Annotated in this window: 20 protein-coding genes and 2 tRNA genes; 19 read left to right on the top strand and 3 right to left on the bottom strand. The window is 61.9% G+C overall.

Annotated elements, in window-relative coordinates; genetic code table 11:
* Positions 1-131: 131 nt before the first annotated feature.
* The 10 genes from dnaN (at position 132) to AC1X6S_RS14935 (ending at position 10,350) form a co-directional block, all read left to right on the top strand.
* On the top strand, positions 132-1,280 hold the full coding sequence (gene dnaN, locus AC1X6S_RS14890) for a DNA polymerase III subunit beta (protein ID WP_483406529.1): 1,149 nt from the start codon (positions 132-134) through the stop codon (positions 1,278-1,280).
* Positions 1,281-1,340: 60 nt separating this feature from the next.
* Positions 1,341-2,231, top strand: a complete 891-nt coding sequence (gene gnd, locus AC1X6S_RS14895; protein ID WP_483406530.1) for a phosphogluconate dehydrogenase (NAD(+)-dependent, decarboxylating) — start codon at positions 1,341-1,343, stop codon at positions 2,229-2,231.
* Between the two features lie 32 nt (positions 2,232-2,263).
* Positions 2,264-3,460, top strand: coding sequence for a DNA replication/repair protein RecF (gene recF, locus AC1X6S_RS14900; protein WP_483406531.1), 1,197 nt, complete (start codon positions 2,264-2,266; stop codon positions 3,458-3,460).
* A gap of 1 nt (position 3,461) precedes the next feature.
* A complete protein-coding gene (locus AC1X6S_RS14905; RefSeq protein WP_483406532.1) occupies positions 3,462-3,977 on the top strand; it encodes a DciA family protein in 516 nt (171 codons plus the stop codon).
* 122 nt (positions 3,978-4,099) lie between these two features.
* Positions 4,100-6,106: a DNA topoisomerase (ATP-hydrolyzing) subunit B gene (gyrB, locus tag AC1X6S_RS14910; RefSeq protein ID WP_108389780.1), complete on the top strand. Its 2,007-nt coding sequence runs from the start codon at positions 4,100-4,102 to the stop codon at positions 6,104-6,106.
* A gap of 71 nt (positions 6,107-6,177) precedes the next feature.
* Positions 6,178-8,763 carry a DNA gyrase subunit A gene (gyrA, locus tag AC1X6S_RS14915; RefSeq protein ID WP_483406533.1) on the top strand — a complete coding sequence of 862 codons (2,586 nt, stop codon included), beginning with the start codon at positions 6,178-6,180 and terminating at the stop codon, positions 8,761-8,763.
* Between the two features lie 2 nt (positions 8,764-8,765).
* Positions 8,766-9,170 (top strand): DUF3566 domain-containing protein, encoded by a 405-nt coding sequence (locus AC1X6S_RS14920; RefSeq protein ID WP_483406534.1) that lies wholly within the window; start codon positions 8,766-8,768, stop codon positions 9,168-9,170.
* A 75-nt stretch (positions 9,171-9,245) separates the two neighbouring features.
* Positions 9,246-9,319, top strand: a tRNA-Ile gene (locus AC1X6S_RS14925).
* Positions 9,320-9,355: 36 nt separating this feature from the next.
* Positions 9,356-9,428: transfer RNA gene (locus AC1X6S_RS14930), tRNA-Ala, on the top strand.
* Between the two features lie 469 nt (positions 9,429-9,897).
* On the top strand, positions 9,898-10,350 hold the full coding sequence (locus AC1X6S_RS14935) for an NUDIX hydrolase (protein ID WP_483406535.1): 453 nt from the start codon (positions 9,898-9,900) through the stop codon (positions 10,348-10,350).
* Here AC1X6S_RS14935 and AC1X6S_RS14940 read toward each other — a convergent pair.
* Both AC1X6S_RS14940 and AC1X6S_RS14945 read right to left on the bottom strand, forming a co-directional pair.
* On the bottom strand, positions 10,347-10,778 hold the full coding sequence (locus AC1X6S_RS14940; RefSeq protein WP_483406536.1) for a pyridoxamine 5'-phosphate oxidase family protein: 432 nt from the start codon (positions 10,776-10,778) through the stop codon (positions 10,347-10,349). The two genes, AC1X6S_RS14935 and AC1X6S_RS14940, sit on opposite strands and share 4 nt — an antisense overlap.
* Positions 10,779-10,896: 118 nt before the next feature.
* Positions 10,897-11,427 carry a DNA helicase gene (locus AC1X6S_RS14945; protein ID WP_483406537.1) on the bottom strand — a complete coding sequence of 177 codons (531 nt, stop codon included), beginning with the start codon at positions 11,425-11,427 and terminating at the stop codon, positions 10,897-10,899.
* A gap of 104 nt (positions 11,428-11,531) precedes the next feature.
* On the opposite strand from AC1X6S_RS14945, the gene AC1X6S_RS14950 reads away from it, so the two are divergent.
* From AC1X6S_RS14950 to AC1X6S_RS14990, 9 genes are all read left to right on the top strand, one after another.
* Entirely contained in the window at positions 11,532-12,074 is a 543-nt protein-coding gene (locus tag AC1X6S_RS14950) for a peptidylprolyl isomerase (protein WP_483406538.1), read from the top strand.
* 24 nt (positions 12,075-12,098) lie between these two features.
* Positions 12,099-12,947 carry a rhomboid family intramembrane serine protease gene (locus AC1X6S_RS14955; protein ID WP_483406539.1) on the top strand — a complete coding sequence of 283 codons (849 nt, stop codon included), beginning with the start codon at positions 12,099-12,101 and terminating at the stop codon, positions 12,945-12,947.
* Between the two features lie 45 nt (positions 12,948-12,992).
* The gene (locus tag AC1X6S_RS14960; protein WP_108389788.1) at positions 12,993-13,238 is read left to right on the top strand and encodes a cell division protein CrgA; all 246 of its coding nucleotides are present in this window, start codon (positions 12,993-12,995) and stop codon (positions 13,236-13,238) included.
* 232 nt (positions 13,239-13,470) lie between these two features.
* Complete coding sequence (locus AC1X6S_RS14965) at positions 13,471-14,277, top strand: class E sortase (protein ID WP_483406540.1); 807 nt, start codon at positions 13,471-13,473, stop codon at positions 14,275-14,277.
* Between the two features lie 2 nt (positions 14,278-14,279).
* A complete protein-coding gene (locus AC1X6S_RS14970; RefSeq protein ID WP_483406541.1) occupies positions 14,280-14,438 on the top strand; it encodes a hypothetical protein in 159 nt (52 codons plus the stop codon).
* Between the two features lie 7 nt (positions 14,439-14,445).
* Entirely contained in the window at positions 14,446-15,093 is a 648-nt protein-coding gene (locus AC1X6S_RS14975; RefSeq protein ID WP_483406542.1) for an anthranilate synthase component II, read from the top strand.
* A 194-nt stretch (positions 15,094-15,287) separates the two neighbouring features.
* Positions 15,288-15,923, top strand: coding sequence for a hypothetical protein (locus AC1X6S_RS14980; protein WP_483406543.1), 636 nt, complete (start codon positions 15,288-15,290; stop codon positions 15,921-15,923).
* Positions 15,920-16,333: a phage holin family protein gene (locus AC1X6S_RS14985; protein ID WP_483406544.1), complete on the top strand. Its 414-nt coding sequence runs from the start codon at positions 15,920-15,922 to the stop codon at positions 16,331-16,333. Before AC1X6S_RS14980 ends, AC1X6S_RS14985 begins: the two co-directional genes overlap by 4 nt.
* Positions 16,330-17,004, top strand: coding sequence for a DUF3618 domain-containing protein (locus AC1X6S_RS14990; RefSeq protein ID WP_483406545.1), 675 nt, complete (start codon positions 16,330-16,332; stop codon positions 17,002-17,004). Before AC1X6S_RS14985 ends, AC1X6S_RS14990 begins: the two co-directional genes overlap by 4 nt.
* A gap of 93 nt (positions 17,005-17,097) precedes the next feature.
* Here AC1X6S_RS14990 and pknB read toward each other — a convergent pair whose 3' ends face one another.
* Positions 17,098-18,792, bottom strand: coding sequence for a Stk1 family PASTA domain-containing Ser/Thr kinase (gene pknB, locus AC1X6S_RS14995; RefSeq protein WP_483406546.1), 1,695 nt, complete (start codon positions 18,790-18,792; stop codon positions 17,098-17,100).
* Positions 18,793-18,810 lie beyond the last annotated feature (18 nt).

Below are 18,810 nucleotides of genomic sequence, written 5' to 3' on the forward strand. Positions count from 1 at the left end.
ATTCTTAAACTTTTAATCCGCCAATAACCTTTTGGCGAGACGAGCCTCGCCCCAACGAGGGTGTGACGTGCTCTCTCAGACCCGGCTAACATGGTGATCCACTCGTACCTTGAAATGACAGGGGATCCACCGTGCGGTTTAGCGTCAATCGCGATGTCTTCAGCGAAGCGGTTTCGTTCGCCGTGAAGCTTCTGCCCCAACGAACCACTCTGCCGATCCTCAGCGGTGTGCTCATCGAAGCAACCGACACAGGACTTGTGCTTTCAAGCTTCGACTATGAGGTTTCAGCCCAGACCGAGATCAACGCCCAGGTCGAAGAGCCAGGGACCGTCCTGGTTTCCGGCCGACTTCTCGCCGACATTGCAAGCCGGCTTCCCAACGCACCAGTGGTCTTTTCGACAAACGAGAACCGCATCGTGGTCAGCTGTGGCTCCGCCAACTTCACGCTCCTCTCCATGCCGGTCGAGGAATATCCGAGCATTCCCCAGATCAGCGGTCAGACCGGCCTGGTTCCGGGCGAAGACTTCGCCGCAGCGGTCGCCCAGGTTGCAGTTGCCGCTTCGCGGGACGACGTGACACCGGTCATCACCGGTGTCCAGCTCCAGGTCACCGATAACCGCCTCGGCCTGGTCGCCACCGACCGCTATCGCGTCGCTGTCCGTGAAATCGACTGGGACAACGGCGAGAACACGAACCCGGAAGGCCTCACCGCACTGGTGCCGGCGAAAACTCTGCAGGAGGTCGGCAAGACCTTCGGCCACTCCGCGACGATCTCGGTGTCATTCACCGCCAAGGACGACCGGGAACTCATCGCGTTCACCGCGGACAACAAGACAGTGACGTCGCTCCTGATCAAGGGATCTTTCCCCCCGGTCCGGCGCCTTTTCCCCGACAACACCGACAACTACGCGGTGATCAACACGGGCGAACTGATCGAAGCTGTTCGCCGTGTCTCACTGGTCCTCGAACGCGAGGCAGCACTTCGGTTCACCTTCACGATCGATGGACTCACGATGGAAGCCGTGGGATCCGAGCACGCCCAGGCATCCGAATCGCTCGACGCTCTGCTGACCGGCGATGACATCGTGCTCAGTCTCAAGCCACAGTTCCTCATCGACGGTCTGACCGCCGTTCGCAGCGAATTCGTGCGATTCTCCTTCACGAAGAGCGAGAACACGAACAAGCCGGGTCCGATGCTCATCACGAGCCAGTCGTCCAAGGACCAGCCGGGCGCTGACAGCTTCAAGTACCTCCTTCAGCCCAACCTCCTCCTCCGGTAGACACCGACAGCAGACCTGGCTGCGTAATCCGCGACATCCCGCCTCACGAAAGGGCTGACCATGCATATCGGTCTCATCGGACTCGGCAAGATGGGCGGCAACATGCGCACGCGGTTGCGCGCCGCCGGTGTCGAAGTAACAGGTTTCGACCGTAATCCGGATGTCACGGACGTTGCGACGGTTGACGAGCTGGTGGCCGTGCTACCGTCACCACGCACGGTGTGGGTCATGGTTCCCGCCGGAAAAATCACCGACGATGTCATCGGCGAACTCAATAACCTGCTGGACGAGGGTGACCTCGTGATCGACGGCGGAAACAGCCGTTTCACGGAAGACTTCAAGCACGCAGAACTTCTCGCCGGCAACGGAATCGACTACATCGACGCGGGCGTCTCCGGCGGAGTGTGGGGTCTCGAGAACGGTTATGGCCTGATGGTCGGCGGATCCGCGGCCCAGGTTGAACGGGTAATGCCCGTTTTCGATGCGCTTCGCCCCGAAGGTCCTCGCGAAGAGGGCTTCGTTCACGTCGGCGAAGTCGGTGCCGGCCACTACGCCAAGATGGTCCACAACGGCATCGAGTACGCCCTCATGCAGGCATACGCCGAGGGATTTGAGCTGCTCGAGAAGCGCGAGGACATCATTCGGGATGTTCCGGGCACGTTCAAAGCGTGGCAGCGCGGCACAGTTGTCCGGTCCTGGCTGCTTGAGCTTCTCGTCCGTGCACTGGACGAAGACGATGATCTCTCCGAAATCGAGGGCTATGTGGAAGATTCGGGCGAGGGCAGGTGGACCATCGAAGAAGCGGTGGCCAATGCGGTTCCGGTTCCCACAATTTCCGCATCGATCTTCGCCCGCTTCGTCTCGAGGCAGGACGATTCACCGGCTATGAAGGCGGTTGCCGCTCTCCGCAATCAGTTCGGCGGTCACGCCGTGAAGAAGAGCGACGAATAGTCGCGTCAGTGGTTCACAGGTAGCCTGTCTCAGTGATCGTTACCCACCTCAACCTCAGCGAATACCGCAACTACGCGGTAGCTGACGTGGCGTTCGCACCGGGGGCAAACCTCTTCGTCGGCCGAAACGGCCAGGGGAAGACGAACCTCGTCGAGGCTCTCGGGTACCTGTCAACACTCGGATCGCACCGGGTTTCCACCGATCAGGCTTTGATTCGCGCGGGCGCCGATGCCGCGGTGATCAGGGCTCGCCTGCAGCACAACGGTCGTGACCTCCTCGCGGAAGTGCAGATCAATCGCAGCGGCGCCAACCGCGCGCAGGTCAACCGAAGCCAGATCAAACCGCGGGAACTGCCCCGTTACTTCTCGAGTGTGCTCTTTGCCCCGGAAGACCTCGGCATCGTGCGCGGAGATCCGTCAGCCAGGCGACGGTTCATCGACCAACTGCTCGTGCTGCACACCCCCAGGCTCGCCGGCGTGATGAGCGATTATGAGCGCACACTCAAACAGCGCAACTCCCTGCTCAAATCGGCGCGATCTTCGGGGCTGAAAGCGAACCAGCTGACGACCCTCGAGATCTGGGATGACCGCCTCGTGGTTTTCGGCTCCGAAATCATCGACGAACGGGTGCGTCTGGTCGAAGCCCTGTCCCAGCCAATCCGGGATGCTTATGCCTCGGTTGTCGGTGACGACCACCGCCCATCGCTGACCCCACTACTCTCCATCAACGGTGTCGATGCCGAGGAAACCGGCGCGGCAGCGACCGAAACCCGTGCCGAGCCAGGTGATTTGTCCACGGCAGATCTCTTCCGCTCTGCCCTCGCCTCCCGGAGGAAGAGTGAGGTCGAGCGCGGTCTCACACTGGTCGGCCCGCATCGGGATGACATTCTCTTCGAACTCAATTCACTGCCGGTGAAGGGTTATGCCAGCCACGGCGAATCCTGGTCGTTCGCTCTCGCCCTGAAGCTGGCATCCGCTGAACTCCTCCGTCGTGATTCCAGCCTCGGAGATCCGGTGCTCATCCTCGACGACGTGTTCGCCGAACTCGATTCACACAGGCGTGCTCGCCTCGCGTCGTCGGTCTCGACCTTCGAACAGGTTCTCATCACCGCCGCCGTTCTCGACGACGTGCCCGCGGAGCTCGCTGCCCATACCGTTCATATCGAGGCGGGACGGATTATTGACAGTCCCGTTATCAGTGCGACCGAGAGCGAGCGCGACAGTGTCTGATGTGACGCGAGGGTCTGATGCGACGCCAGGTTCCGACAAAGGGGCCGAAGCAGCGCGGGTTTACGTGCGGTTCAAAGAGCTGTTCGGTGGCCACAAGCACTACGCCCGCTCCAAGCGAAAGAGCCGAACGGATGCCGCTGAGAGCGTTCCATTCGGTGCCGGGCGCGATCCGAAGGGGCTCGGCGACATCGTTGGGGCGCTTACCAGCCAGCTCGGCTGGGATTCGCCCCTCGCTCAGTCCGAACTCGTCGCCAACTGGACGTCGCTCGCCGGTGAAGAAACGGCCAATCACTCCACCCCCGTCGGAATCGACAACGGTGTCCTGACCGTGCAGTGCGAGTCGACCGCGTGGGCAACGCAGTTGCGGATTATGCGGGTCGAGATCATGACGCACATCGCCGTTCGGTACCCGCAAGCCGGCATCGAGAGCATCCGTTTTCTAGGCCCCAACGTTCCAAGCTTCAAACGCGGCCCCAGATCGGTTCAGGGGCGTGGCGTGCGCGATACCTACGGTTAGGCAGTCAAAACAGGTGGACTGGCTGATAAAAGCGGCTCAGACAGGCGATTCTGCCCCGAACCACTGTTCTTCTTGATAGAATGACATGTCGAGTTAGAACACGGTTTGGAGCCTAATTTCATATGTCATCAGAACCGGACAGGTCCGTGGACAACAGTAGCTACGGTGCAAGCCAGATTCAGGTTCTCGAAGGTCTCGAAGCCGTACGCAAGCGCCCCGGAATGTACATCGGTTCAACCGGTCCCCGCGGATTGCATCACCTCGTGTATGAGATCGTCGATAACGCTGTCGATGAGGCCCTCGCAGGATACTGCGACAACATCGAGGTCACCATTCTCAAGGACGGTGCCGTCCGGGTTACGGACAATGGCCGCGGCATCCCCGTCGACATTCACCCCGCGGAGGGAAAGTCGACCGTCGAGGTTGTTCTGACCATCCTGCACGCCGGCGGAAAGTTCGGCGGCGGCGGTTACGCCGTTTCCGGTGGACTTCACGGTGTCGGCAGCTCGGTGGTGAACGCTCTTTCCACGCGACTCGATGTCGAGGTTCGCAGGCAGGGGTCGGTGTGGCGTGCCACATTCCACGACGGTGTTGCTGATGCGCCACTGTCCCAGGACGAGGACTCCGACGAGACGGGCACGACGATCACGTTCTGGCCGAGCGCCGAGATCTTCGAGACGACCGAGTTCGATTACGACACGCTCAAGATGCGCTTCCAGCAGATGGCGTTCCTCAACAAGGGTCTTCGGATCGCTCTGACCGATGAGCGTGACGACCACCTGGTCGAGGCTCCCGCCGTCGACGGCGCTGCTCCCGAGCTCGTGCACCAGTCGAACGTCTTCCTCTATGAGCGTGGCCTTGTCGACTACGTCGAGTACCTCAACCACGCCCGCAAGGCTGAGCTCGTCAACGACGAGATCATCTCGTTCGAGACCGAAGACGACAACCGCAAGATTGCGCTCGAAGTGGCGATGCAGTGGACGACCGCATACACGGAGAGCGTCCACACCTACGCAAACACCATCAACACCCACGAGGGTGGAACCCACGAAGAAGGCTTCCGCGCGGCGCTGACGACTCTCGTCAACAAGTACGCCAGGGAAAAAGGCCTGCTCAAGGAGAAGGACGACAATCTCTCCGGTGACGATGTTCGCGAGGGCCTGACCGCCGTCATCTCGGTCAAACTCGCCGAACCGCAGTTCGAGGGCCAGACCAAGACCAAGCTGGGAAACACCGAGGCCAAGGCCTTCGTTCAGAAGGTCGTCGGCGACCAGCTCGGTGACTGGTTCGGGCGCAACCCCGCCCAGGCGAAAGAGATCATCCGTAAGGCGTTCCAGGCAGCGACCGCCCGGATGGCCGCACGCAAGGCCCGCGAAACCGCACGCCGCAAGGGACTCCTCGAGGGTGGCGGAATGCCGGGCAAGCTCAAGGACTGCCAGTCAAAGGATCCTTCGCTCTCCGAGATCTTCATCGTCGAGGGTGACTCGGCAGGCGGTTCCGCTGTGCAGGGCCGAAACCCCGAGACCCAGGCGATCCTGCCGCTTCGGGGCAAGATCCTCAACGTCGAGAAGGCGCGGCTTGACCGCGCACTCGGCAACGCTGAGGTCCAGGCGATGATCACGGCATTCGGTGCCGGCATCGGTGAGGACTTCAACCCGGAAAAGGCTCGCTATCACAAGATTGTTTTGATGGCGGATGCCGACGTCGACGGACAGCACATCACCACGCTGCTGCTGACCCTTCTGTTCCGATACATGCGTCCCCTGATCGACTCCGGTTACGTCTATCTCGCGCAGCCGCCACTGTTCAAGCTCAAGTGGTCGAACGCTGCGCACGAATACGTCTACAGCGACGACGAGCGCGACGCTCGACTCGCCGCTGGAGCCGCCGCCGGCCGCCGGATTCCGAAGGACAACGGCATCCAGCGTTACAAGGGTCTCGGTGAGATGGACTACAAGGAGCTGTGGGAAACGACGATGGCTCCCGAGACCCGCACACTGATGCAGGTCAACCTCGACGACGCTGCCGCGGCCGACGAGATTTTTTCGACACTCATGGGCGAAGACGTTGAGTCCCGCCGTAACTTCATCCAGAAGAACGCCAAGGATGTGCGCTTCCTCGACATCTGATCGGGCCACGCCCGAGAAGCATCCGACGCCGGATGAGCCGAGAAACGCCGACTGACAAGTAGAGAAGACTGATGGCAGACGAAACCAACAACAGCGACGAGACTGCTGCGGAGACCACGGCCGCTGTTGTACCCATCGACCACGGTGTGCACGGTCGCATCGATCAGGTCGACCTTCAGCTCGAGATGCAGCGCTCATACCTCGACTACGCGATGAGCGTCATCGTCGGTCGCGCGCTTCCCGAGGTTCGCGACGGCATGAAGCCCGTGCACCGTCGCGTGATCTACGCGATGTATGACGGTGGATACCGGCCCGATAAGGCATTCTCGAAGTGCGCTCGTGTCGTCGGTGACGTGATGGGGCAGTTCCACCCCCACGGTGACTCCGCCATCTACGACGCCCTGGTCCGCCTGGTTCAGCCGTGGAGCCTCCGCTACCCGCTCGCGCTCGGCCAGGGAAACTTCGGTTCTCCCGGTAACGACGGCGCCGCGGCTCCCCGATACACCGAGACCAAGATGGCCCCGCTCGCCATGGAGATGGTTCGGGACATCGACGAAGACACCGTCAATTTCCAGGACAACTACGACGGTCGAACCCAGGAACCCGCTGTTCTGCCGGCGCGTTTCCCCAACCTCCTGGTCAACGGATCCGTCGGTATCGCCGTCGGTATGGCCACGAACATCCCTCCGCACAACCTCCGCGAGGTTTCGGCCGGTGCGCTGTGGCACCTCGCCAACCCCGAGGCAACCCGCGAAGAACTCCTCGAAGCGCTCATGCAGCGCATCAAGGGCCCCGACTTCCCGACCGGAGCCCAGATTCTCGGCACCAAGGGCATCCACGATGCCTACAGCACCGGCCGTGGCTCGATCACGATGCGCGCTGTTGTCAGTGTTGAGGAGATCCAGGGTCGTACCTGCCTCGTCGTCACCGAACTGCCGTACCAGGTCAACCCCGACAACCTGGCGATCAAGATCGCCGACATGGTCAAGGACGGCAAGATCTCCGGCATCGCCGACATCCGCGACGAAACCTCCGGCCGCACCGGACAGCGCCTCGTCATCGTGCTCAAGCGCGACGCCGTTGCCAAGGTCGTGCTCAATAACCTCTACAAGCACACGCAGCTTCAGGAGAACTTCGGCGCCAACATGCTGGCGATCGTTGACGGCATCCCGCGCACCCTCGCCATCGATGGATTCATCACCGCCTGGACCGCGCACCAGATCGACGTCATCGTGCGTCGGACCAAGCACCGTCTGGCCAAGGCCGAAGAGCGCGCGCACATCCTGCGTGGTTACCTCAAGGCTCTCGACGCTCTCGACGAGGTCATCGCGCTCATCCGCCGGTCGAAGACGGTTGAGGATGCCCGTGACGGCCTGATGGACCTGCTCGACATCGATGAACTCCAGGCCCGCGCGATCCTCGACATGCAGTTGCGTCGACTCGCTGCCCTCGAGCGCCAGAAGATCATTGACGAGCACGACGAGATCGAGCTCCAGATCACCGAGTTCAAGGCGATCCTGGCCGACCCCGAGCGCCAGCGCAGCATCGTGAGCGAAGAGCTGACCGAGATCGTCGACAAGTACGGCGACGACCGCCGCACAGAGATCATGTTCGGCTACGACGGCGACATGAGTATCGAAGACCTCATTCCCGAGGAAGAGATGGTCATTTCCGTCACCCGTGGCGGCTACATCAAGCGGACCCGCAGCGACAACTACCGCCAGCAGCACCGTGGTGGCAAGGGAGTCAAGGGTGCCCAGCTGCGTGCGGATGACGTCGTCGACCACTTCTTCGTCACAACGACCCACCACTGGCTCCTGTTCTTCACGAACAAGGGTCGGGTCTACCGGGCAAAGGCCTACGAGGTGCAGGAGGCCGGCCGCGACGCCAAGGGCCAGCACGTCGCCAACCTCCTCGCCATGCAGCCCGACGAGGAGATCGCCGAGATTCTCGACATCCGGGACTACGAGGCAGCGAAATACCTCGTCCTGGCCACGCGAAACGGCCTCGTCAAGAAGACGGCGCTGAGCGAGTACGACACCAACCGCACGGGCGGCATCATCGCGATCAACCTGCGTGAGGGCGACGAGCTCGTCGACGCGCTTCTGGTTGAAGACGACAGCGACATCTTCCTGGTGTCCCGCCGCGGTATGTCCATTCGCTTCACAGCGAGTGACGAGGCGTTGCGCCCGATGGGACGCTCGACCTCCGGTGTGATCGGAATGCACTTCCGTGACGACGACGAACTGCTGTCGGCATCCGTTCTTCCTTCGGATCCGGATTCGGATGCCTTCGTCTTCATTGCGACGGAGGGCGGCTATGCAAAGCGCACCGCGATCGAGCAGTACCGACTGCAAAACCGCGGCGGACTCGGCATCAAGGTCGCCAAGTACAACGAAGATCGCGGTGATCTCGCCGGGGCTTTGATCGTCGGCGAGGACGACGAGGTGCTTGTGGTTCTTGCGAGCGGCAAGGTGGTAAGGTCTGCCGTGGCCGAAGTTCCGGCCAAGGGCAGGGACACGATGGGTGTCGTATTTGCACGATTCGCAGACGACGACCGCATCATCGCCCTGGCCAGGAACAGTGACCGTAATCTTGTCGCCGAGGTGGACGCGGAATCCGCAGCTGCCGAGGGCGAGTCGGAGCAGAAAGAGTAAGCATGAGTAGCGTTGCCGAGAAACTCGCGAAGAAGTCGACGAAACGCACCACAACAAAGCAGGTGCGACTAAAGCTCGTCTATATTGACTTCTGGTCGGCGGTCAAACTGTCGTTCCTCGTCGCGATTGCCCTGGCAATCATCACCATCGTGCTGTTCTTCCTCGTGTACACGGTTCTCGACACCACGGGGATCTTCGCGAACATCAACGGACTGTACAAAGACGTCGCTGGCGTTGGCGATGACCTCACGGCCATCTTCAACCTCGGCCGGGTCATGGGCTTCGCCGTAGTTGTTGCCATCCTCGATCTCATCGTCGTGACCGCACTCGGTGCGCTCTGCGCAGCGCTGTACAACCTCAGCGTGAAGATCACCGGCGGCCTTCTCGTCGGCTTCACCAACAACTAAACGTCCAGAATCGGGTGGCAAGCCACTCGATTATAGAAATCGGCAGATCTCGGGTAGTCTCGAACCTGCCCAAACGGGGATATAGCTCAGGCGGTTAGAGCGCTTCGCTGATAACGAAGAGGTCCCAGGTTCAAGTCCTGGTATCCCCACTCGGGAGACAATTTTCACAAGTTTTCTCCCTAATCGGGGCCTTAGCTCAATTGGTAGAGCGCCTGCTTTGCAAGCAGGAGGTCAGGGGTTCGATTCCCCTAGGCTCCACAACACAACATGAAAATGCCCCGGCCACGTGCCGGGGCATTTCTGTTTTCATCGCGCTGCCGCCATCAGCTGCTCGGCGCCCGGGATCGCTCCTCCGCTTGCGTGGACGACAGGGGTTGCTCCCGCGGTGGCTGCCGTGCTGCCACACGGGCCCTGACGGCTTCTCTCGCCGTCTGCAACCGCACGGTGACGCCTCCATCGGCGCCGACCGTTCGAGGCCCTGAGTCGCACGCAGGGCCGCCGTGACTGGATGGCATCCGGACGTCTCGAATTAAGCTTCGAAAACCACGTAAATCCGCCAAAGGCGGAGCCGAATTACGCGCGTGTAGTTATCCACAGCACTATCCACACCTGTGGATAGATTCGCAGATCGCCCGGCGTTAACGTCCTGTGAGTTATTCACAATTAATTGTGAGTATTCGAAGATCGCGAACAGCTCCCCGAAAACCGCGCTGTGTAGATTGGGGCGATGGACATCCGGGTCGCCGCGTATGGCGTGATTATTCGAGACGGCGACATCCTGCTCGCGCACTGGAATGCTTCAGGGCGGAGTGGGTGGACGCTGCCAGGCGGGGGCATACATCCCGGCGAGGATCCTGCGGATGCCGCTGTGCGGGAAATTCGCGAAGAGACGGGGTACACCGCCGAACTTGATCGGCTGCTCGGTGTGGACTCACTCCTCGTCCCGGCAGAGCAGCGTTCCGATCCAACGGCGGGGGTGCCCCTCCACGCGCTCAGGGTGGTGTACACGGCCCATGTGACCGGTGGAGAGCTCGCCTACGAGATCGGCGGTTCCACCGATCGGGCGGAATGGTTTCCGCTCGCCAGCCTCGGCGAGCTGGACACAGTCGGACTCGTGGCTGTTGCCCTCGAGTTGCTTCGACAGCCGCAGACCGGGGGCCAGAAGACCGTCCGGAGCTAGTCGGTCGGTTCGATCACTATCTCGTCGTCGTCATCCTCGGTCGGTTCGAACCGGAGACCGCTGATGGACTCGGGAATGATCTGGACAACCGCTTCCCTCCTGCCGCGGATGAAGGGGTCACGAAGCTGAGGGGCAATCCTCGCGAGTTCTCCCGGCTCGTCATCGATTCTCCGGGCGCGGCCATGGATGATGACGCTCCAGGCCGATCCAGCCCCGATCTCATCGACTTCGAAGAGCACGGCGGCATTCACCGTGAGGGCGGCAAGCTTGTCGCCGGGGATGGTGCGGAAGTAAATCGAGCCGTCGATCACCGTGTGCGATACCGGGTGAATGCTGGCCACGCTCCCGACCGCTGTCACAATCCTGCCCACCAGCGCACCTGCCACCAACTGCATGGATTGGTCTTCGGTCAATTCCGTGGTCGGCATTCTGACTCCCTCAATGAACTCGGCGTGGCCGCCATTGTCACCCATGCGTTGGCAATGCGACAGGGGTTAACGCAACAATGGCCGGCCCCAGGGGGACCGGCCATTGTTGTTAGAGACGTTAGAGGTTGGGCAGAGCCGGCTCTTCGTCGGCGACCCAGAGTTCATCGTCCGCACGGAATGTCTGCCAGACGGCGTATGCGACACCCGCAGCGGCCAGAACGCCAACACCAACGGCGATGACGTTGCCGGCGCTCGTGGTCTTCTTCTTCGGAGCAGGCGCCGTGGCCTTCTGCAGCCGCTCCAGTGCGGAACGGACGCGAGTGTCCTTGGCGATGTCGCTGATCGACAGCACAGAACCAACGACCCCACCGATTGCCGGCAGGACAGCCTTGTCCAGGCCGTGCTTGGCGGTATCGACGATTCCGCGTGATGCCGCGTACCCGCGGTCGACGACGGGCTGAACGCGGTGTTCGTAGGTGTTCACCACGGTCGGCACTACCTGCTCACGACCGTATGCAGCCAGTTGCCTCGACGCTTCGCGGGCGACGTGGTTGGCGTGGTCAAGGATCTCCTGCTGTGAGCGCCACAGATCGTTGGCGTCCCCCTTGAGCCGCTTGAGTTCCTTCTTACGCTTGCGTGACAGGCTCACCGCTGACCTCCATTTATCTCGTTCGTACGCGACAGGACTCCATCTTGCCACCGAATGGCCTGAACGCCACCTGACAGGCTCAGTGGATGTGTAAGAATTGGGGCATGTCAAAGCACACCGCTGTCGCCACCCTTCACACCAACTACGGAGATATCAAGGTCAACCTCTTCGGTGACCACGCCCCCAAGACGGTTAAGAACTTCGTTGGCCTCGCGACCGGTGAGATTGACTGGACCGATGAAAAGACCGGTGAGTCCAGGAAGGGCACACCGCTCTACAACGGTGTGATCTTCCACCGCATCATCCCGGGATTCATGATCCAGGGCGGCGACCCGCTCGGCAACGGAACCGGTGGCCCCGGCTACAAGTTCGACGATGAGATCAACCCGGAACTCAACTTCAACGAGCCGTACATGCTCGCCATGGCAAACGCCGGAACCATCGGTGGCAAGGGCACGAACGGTTCGCAGTTCTTCATCACCGTTGGTGCAACCAGCTGGCTCCAGGGCAAGCACACCATCTTCGGTGCCGTCGAAGATGAGGCGAGCCGCAAGGTCGTCGACAAGCTTGCCGAGGTTCCGCGCGACGCTCGGGACCGTCCTCTCGACGACATCGTCATCGAGAGCGTCACGGTTACCGACGCCTAAGACCCGCACGACTCCGGTCGCTCGATGACCTCGAATTCTGCTCCGCCGGTGCGAGGCAACAACTATTGCTACCGGCATCCTGACCGCCAGAGCTTCGTGCTCTGCCAGCGGTGCGGGCGAACGGTGTGCGGCGAGTGTCAGACTCCCGGCGCCGTCGGGGTCATCTGCCCCGAGTGCATGAACGAGCAGCGTAAGAGCGCTCCGCGTACTCGAGGTCGCGCCGGGTTCGTCCGCAGGTCGAACGACAAGCCGGTGGTGACATACGCCATCCTCGCTGTGACGGCTCTCGTGTTCCTGCTCCAGCTGATCCCCGGCCTCGGAATCACCGAACGACTGCTGTACGCCGGCGTCTATTCATCTCCGCTCGCCTTCGAACCCTGGCGGATGCTGACGACGGCACTTGTGCACTCGCAGAACTTCATCCTCCATGTCGGTCTCAACATGTACTCGCTCTGGTTGTTCGGCCAGGCGCTCGAGCCCGTGCTCGGACGGGCACGCTTCCTTACGCTGTACCTGATCTCGGCTTTCGCGGGATCTCTCGGAGTGCTGTTTCTCTCTGTGCCCAACCAGGCTGTCGTGGGCGCATCCGGTGCAATCTTCGGTCTGATGGGTGCGTTCCTCGTCATTCAGCGCAAGCTGGGCGGAAACATGAACGGTCTCCTGGTTCTCGTCGGGATCAACCTCGTCATCGGGTTCATCCCCGGAACCAACGTTGCCTGGCAGGCGCATGTCGGCGGACTCATCGGCGGCGCGCTGGTCGGACTGATCTTTGCCTCAACCCGTGGCCCGCGACAGAAGGGGCTTCAGATTGCCCTCATTGTCGCCCTTTCTGTGGTTCTGGTTGCACTCAGCCTCGTCCGTTTTGTGATCTGACCGGCGGCTCTGCAGCGTCGTACCTTTACGGGTAGAATCATGCCTATGGCACGCGAGAAGACGAAGAGCACCCAAACGCCCACGAGCGCGCAGCGATCCGGCGAGCAGGCCCCGAACCCGGTCTGGTTCAAGCCTGTGATGTTCGGCTTCATGCTCGTCGGCCTCATCTGGATCATCGTGTTCTACGTCAGCCAGGGCGCCCTGCCGATCGCAGCCCTCGAGTCCTGGAACATCGTCGTCGGTTTCGGAATCGCCTTCATCGGCTTCCTGATGACGACGCGCTGGCGCTAACCAGCTTCTCTTCACTGTCACCCGACACCCGGCGTTGTGCCGTGGTCTCGGGTGATTGTGCGTTTAACCCGTCGATTCCGCCAAAAATCCCGGGTCAAAAGTTATTAACACCCTTATTAACACTGTGGACAATTACACCGGTGTAATTATCCCCAGCCTGTGGATAACTGTGTGGACAACCCGTGGAAAGCGCGAAGGTGAGCTGTCATCTCCTGCGGATAGAATTGCCCGCATGCCTTCGACCGAGCCAGCACTGCCCGACACCGCGGCTGGCCGCCGGTTGCGTGCGCGAGCGAAACCGACGCGAACTCGATCGCGGATCAGTATCGTCGGCGTGATCGGAGAACTCCTGATCACAGGCGGAGTTTTGGTCATGCTCTTCCTCGTCTGGCAGTTGTGGCTGAACGATGCCATCGAGCGCGCGGCGCAGGACAGCGAGGCGGCTGAGCTGAGCAGGCAGTGGGCGTCGAGCATGCCGACAACAGTGCCGAGTCCGCCCGCGAGTAATCCACAACCTGTGGATTACGGAGAGCCGGTCATCCTTCCGCAGCCCGGAGACGCCGAAACATTCGCCATCATGCATGTTCCGCGCTTCGGGCCTGACTATGCGGCAAAGATCGCCGGCGGAGTCTCCAAGTCACGGACTCTCGACCCACTGGGAATTGGGCATTACCCCGATACGCAGATGCCGGGAGAAGTAGGGAACTTTGCCGTTGCCGGTCACCGAAACACCCACGGCAAGCCACTGAACGCGATCGGATCGCTCCGGGTCGGTGACGCGATAGTCATCCAGGTTCAGGACGGCTGGTACACCTACCGGTATCGCACCACGGAGTACGTGAAGCCATCGGGCGTCGGGGTCCTCGACCCGGTGCCTCAGTCCGACGGTGTGGTCGCAACCGATTCGATCATCACGCTGACAAGTTGCAATCCCGTGTTCTCCCAGGCTGAGCGCATCATCGCCTACGGAGTGTTCGAATCCTGGACTCCCCTGTCAGCGGGCCCGCCCGCTGCACTCACCGAATCCCTGGAGGGCTGAACATGTATGCCGCGCTCTGGCGCGCACTCCCCGGACCGGTGTGGGTGCGACTTCTCATCGTGATCATTCTGATCGCTGTAGTTTTGTATGTGTTGGCGACCTGGGTCTTCCCCTGGGTGCAGAGCATCGTCGACACGCAGGAAGTAACCGTTGAAGAGTAGGAGTGACGTGACGCGCGTATTGGTGATCGACAACTACGACAGCTTTGTCTACACGCTGAACGGGTATCTCCTCCAGCTCGGCGCCGAAACTGACGTGATCCGCAACGATAAGTTCCGGCCGGAGGATGCCGCTCGGCGTATCGCTGAGTATGACGGCGTTCTGGTGTCACCCGGCCCTGGCACTCCCGCGGATGCAGGAGTGTCGATCCCTGTGGTGAAAGCTGCACTCCGCGCCGGCACGCCCCTGCTCGGCGTCTGCCTCGGCCACCAGGCGATCGCTGAAGCCTTCGGCGCCACGGTGACGAACGCCGATGAGCTCATGCACGGCAAAACGTCGCTGATTGAGCACGACGACAGCAGCTTCTACTCTGGCGTGCCGCAACCGTTCACTGCCACGCGCTACCACTCGCTCGCGGTCGTGAACGGCACAGTGCCGGACGAACTCGTCGTCACCAGCCAAACCGAGGGTGGTGTCATTATGGGGCTCAGGCACGTCGATGCTCCGATTTACGGCGTTCAATTCCACCCGGAAAGCGTGCTCACTGAGGGCGGGTATCTGATGCTCGGGAACTGGCTCGCCACGGCGGGCCTGGCGGAGGCTGCTGAGACAGCAAAGGGTCTGACTCCCCTCGTTCCGACGGAGTCCGCTGCCTGATCCCGGGCGTTAAGTTCCCCGGGATTTCGCGGTTTTTGGTCGCGCGATACTCCCCTGTCCGCGGGGTGTCAACCCCGGCCCTTAACCTTGCCGTTCGGCGGCGCTGCAGTCAGGATTCTTGTCACACGACTCGAGACCCTAACGCCGCTTTTCACTCTGAACCGCGGCTCGGTCTCCTCCTAGGAGGAAGAATCATGACACAAACCTCAACCGGTACTGAAGACGCATCCACGACCGACCGGGTTCGCGAGGCCGGAGGCCACGTTGCTTCGGTCGCCGCCGACGAGGCGTCGAACGTCAAGCAGGAGGTCGGCACCCAGGCAAAGAACCTCCTCGGTGAGGTCCGCACTCAGCTGACCTCACAGGCCAGCACTCAGCAGGAGCGTGCCGCTGGCGGCATCCGGACGATGAGCGAGCAGCTCCGTTCGATGGCCGACTCGTCCGAGACCAGCGGCGTTGCAACGAGCCTCGTTTCACAGGCGGCTTCCCGCGCGGAAGGCGTTGCGGGATGGCTCGAGAGCCGCGACCCCGCTGGAATTGTCGACGACGTGAAGAGCTTCGCTCGCCGACGCCCAGGAGTATTCATTGCTATTGCCGCTGGCGCGGGAATCGTCGTTGGTCGGCTTGCCAAGTCGCTCGCCGCCGGAAACGACGACTCGACCTCCACAACGGGTTCAGCATCCACAGTGACGCCGCAGGCATCGACGCAGACGTTTGACGCTGCGCCGCCCGCGACCGACCTGGGCTACGTGGCACCGCCCGCATACAGCGACACTCCGACGTACGCCGACACCGCAAACGAATACGGCGATACCGGTGACGTCCGATGAGCGAACCATACGTGCCGGATCCCGACGGGAAGACTGAGTCCCTCGGCCAGTTGCTTGGTGAGGTGTCGAAGGACATCTCGACTCTCTTCCGCCAGGAAGTTGAACTCGCGAAGGCGGAACTCTCCGACTCAGCCAAGAAGGCTGGAAAGGGCGCCGGAATGTTCGGCGGCGCAGGCGTCGCCGGCTTCCTGACCCTGATGTTCCTGTCCATTGCGCTGTGGTGGGGCCTCGGCTACCTGATGGGCAACGTCTGGTCGGCTCTGATTGTCGCGGCAATCTGGGGAATCGTTGCGGCGGTCCTCGCGATGCGCGGCAAGAAGGAAGTCGAAGAAATCCAGGGTGCGCCCAAGACCGCAGAAACACTGAAAAAAGTGCCAGATGCATTCAAGACAAGTGAGGACCAGAGATGACCAACGATCCCGAAGCAATCCGTCAGGACATTGAGGAAACACGCCGAGAGCTCGGCAACGACGTCGACGCCCTCGCTGACAAGGTCAGCCCATCGAGCATTGCCCAGCGTCAGACCGAAAAGGTCAAGGGCTTCGGCCGCCGCGTCAAGGACAATGTCATGGGTGTAGCTGACAGCGCCAGCTCACACTTCAGCGACGCGGCTTCACAGGTCGGCGGCGCAGCCTCCAGCGCAGGCAACATGCCGTCCGCCGCAGTGAACAAGGCAAAGGGCAACCCTCTTGCCGTTGGCGTCATTGCCTTCGGTGCCGGGCTGCTCATCGCTTCGCTGATTCCGGCGTCGAGCGCGGAGAAGCAGCTTGCCCAGACCGCCAAGGACAAGGCCGGGCCGCTCGTTGACGACCTCAAGGAGACCGCAAAGGGCGTCGCCGAGGACCTCAAGGAACCCGCAATGGATGCTGCCCAGTCGGTCAAGGGAGCGGCCACAGACGCTGTTTCCAACGTCAAGGGCGATGCGCAGTCGCAGACCGACGACATCCGTGGCGGTTCTGACGACTCGTCAACCGACGCACAGTCGGACACGGCCACGTACTCCACCGAGGGTTACGTGTCGCCGGACGGTGGCGGAGTGCCCCCGACGACCGACTACTCGCGCGATGACACGCTGCGGTAGATCCGTCTAACAACGAAGCGGTGGCTGGGACTTACGGTCCCAGCCACCGCTTTCGTTTGTCGTGGCATCCGTTCACACGGCTGGCGACGACAGCTATCCGGTGCAGTAGGTGAGCTCGATGGTCGACTGCTGGGGTACATCGCCTGGGGCGAGTGACTGGCTCGTGACCGGGTTGCCGGGCTCCGCAGGACACGTGGGGTCAGGCTGAGGTTCCACGGTAAGGCCGACCGCCGGATCTTCCATCAGATCGGTTGCAACGCTCAGGCTCTGTCCCCGAACGTCCTGAATGGTCACCATGCCGCTCGATACGATCAGGTTCACTGTCGAGCCGGGGGCGACCTGGGTGCCAGAGGCAGGGTCGGTGCTGATGACGGTGCCCGCCGATAAGTCAGGGGAGTTTTCACGGCTGATGGCACCCGTGGTGAGGCCGGCGGCAACCAGGTCTGCCTCGGCCTGCTCGGTTGTCTTATTGGTGACTTCCGGCACCCCGATCGTGGGAGCACCGGTCGAAACAACAACGCGGACGACAGTTTTCGGCGGAACCCGGCTGTCTGTCCCCGGATCCGTTCGGATGACGGTTCCCGCTTCGACCTCGGAGTTCAGTTCGTTGACGACGCTCGCGACGAGGTCGAGTTCGGTGAGCGTGTTGACCGCGCTTTGCTCGCTGACGCCGACGAGGTCGGGCACAGTACGGGATGCCGCTGGCGGCGGTTCGACGCTGCTCAACGTCATTACCCAGATCATGACCGCCGCGAGGACCACGACGATAGACGCGATTCCGGCCCAGATCCACACGACGGGCGGACGGCGCTGGGTGCGGGTTACGGAGTCATCGCTCGTGAGTTGGCGGAGCGCCTGCTCCGTGCTCGAGGGGACGTGGGGTGACTGTCCGAAGAGCGCGGTTGCAACGTCCTCATTGTCTCGCTGGGTGGGGATCTGGCCCCGGCCGGCGAGCTCGACGTCATCACGGAACTCGGCAGCCGTCTGGTACCGCTCGAAACGATCCTTCTTCAGCGCCCGCATGACGACGTAGTCGAGCGCGGGTGAGACCTTCGGGTTGACGCTGGACGGCTTGACCGGGGTCTCGCTTACGTGCTGGTACGCAACCGCAACCGCGGTGTCTCCCCGGAACGGCGCGCGCCCCGTGAGCATTTCAAAGAGCACGACGCCGGTTGAGTACAGGTCGGTGCGAGCGTCGACAGTTTCGCCCTTCGCCTGCTCTGGCGAGAAGTACGAGGCGGTGCCGAGGATTGCCGTGGTCTGCGCGACGGTGGAGGAGGAGTCGCTGACGGCCCTGGCGATTCCGAAGTCCATCACCTTGACCTTGCCCTCTGGCGTGATCATGATGTTGCCCGGTTTGATGTCGCGGTGGACGACACCTGCCCGGTGGGAGTATTCGAGAGCTGTGAGGATGCCCTCGGCGATCGCTACGGCGCGCGTGGAATCGAGGGGCCCGTCGGCGATCACGGTCTTGAGCGTCTCGCCCTGGACGTACTCCATGACGATGAACGGCTCGCGCGTGATGCGGCCGTCATGTCTCACGGTTTCTTCACCGGCGTCGAACACCCGGACTATCGTCGGGTGGGCCATGCGTGACGCGGCCTGGGCTTCCTGTCGGAAGCGGGTTCTGAACGCGGGATCAGTGGCGAGATCGGCCTTGAGTATCTTGATCGCGACGGTACGTCCGAGCTTGGTGTCGGTGCCGCGATAAACGTTGGCCATTCCACCGCGGCCGATAAGGTCACCGACGAGATAGCGCCCCGCGAGCAGGCGTTGTTCGTCAGCCACTCATTAGCTCCTTCAGCA

The organism is Mycetocola sp. Y442 (assembly GCF_056898615.1).

Bases quoted from the DNA above. Each gene is read 5' to 3' on its own strand.
- AC1X6S_RS14970 (WP_483406541.1), top strand. From the start codon at position 14,280: ATGTATGCCGCGCTCTGGCGCGCACTCCCCGGACCGGTGTGGGTGCGA.
- AC1X6S_RS14950 (WP_483406538.1), top strand. From the start codon at position 11,532: ATGTCAAAGCACACCGCTGTCGCCACCCTTCACACCAACTACGGAGAT.
- AC1X6S_RS14985 (WP_483406544.1), top strand. From the start codon at position 15,920: ATGAGCGAACCATACGTGCCGGATCCCGACGGGAAGACTGAGTCCCTC.
- AC1X6S_RS14990 (WP_483406545.1), top strand. From the start codon at position 16,330: ATGACCAACGATCCCGAAGCAATCCGTCAGGACATTGAGGAAACACGC.
- gyrA (WP_483406533.1), top strand. From the start codon at position 6,178: ATGGCAGACGAAACCAACAACAGCGACGAGACTGCTGCGGAGACCACG.
- gnd (WP_483406530.1), top strand. From the start codon at position 1,341: ATGCATATCGGTCTCATCGGACTCGGCAAGATGGGCGGCAACATGCGC.
- AC1X6S_RS14965 (WP_483406540.1), top strand. From the start codon at position 13,471: ATGCCTTCGACCGAGCCAGCACTGCCCGACACCGCGGCTGGCCGCCGG.
- AC1X6S_RS14935 (WP_483406535.1), top strand. From the start codon at position 9,898: ATGGACATCCGGGTCGCCGCGTATGGCGTGATTATTCGAGACGGCGAC.
- AC1X6S_RS14960 (WP_108389788.1), top strand. From the start codon at position 12,993: ATGGCACGCGAGAAGACGAAGAGCACCCAAACGCCCACGAGCGCGCAG.
- AC1X6S_RS14980 (WP_483406543.1), top strand. From the start codon at position 15,288: ATGACACAAACCTCAACCGGTACTGAAGACGCATCCACGACCGACCGG.
- AC1X6S_RS14955 (WP_483406539.1), top strand. From the start codon at position 12,099: ATGACCTCGAATTCTGCTCCGCCGGTGCGAGGCAACAACTATTGCTAC.
- AC1X6S_RS14940 (WP_483406536.1), bottom strand. From the start codon at position 10,778: ATGCCGACCACGGAATTGACCGAAGACCAATCCATGCAGTTGGTGGCA.
- AC1X6S_RS14920 (WP_483406534.1), top strand. From the start codon at position 8,766: ATGAGTAGCGTTGCCGAGAAACTCGCGAAGAAGTCGACGAAACGCACC.
- gyrB (WP_108389780.1), top strand. From the start codon at position 4,100: ATGTCATCAGAACCGGACAGGTCCGTGGACAACAGTAGCTACGGTGCA.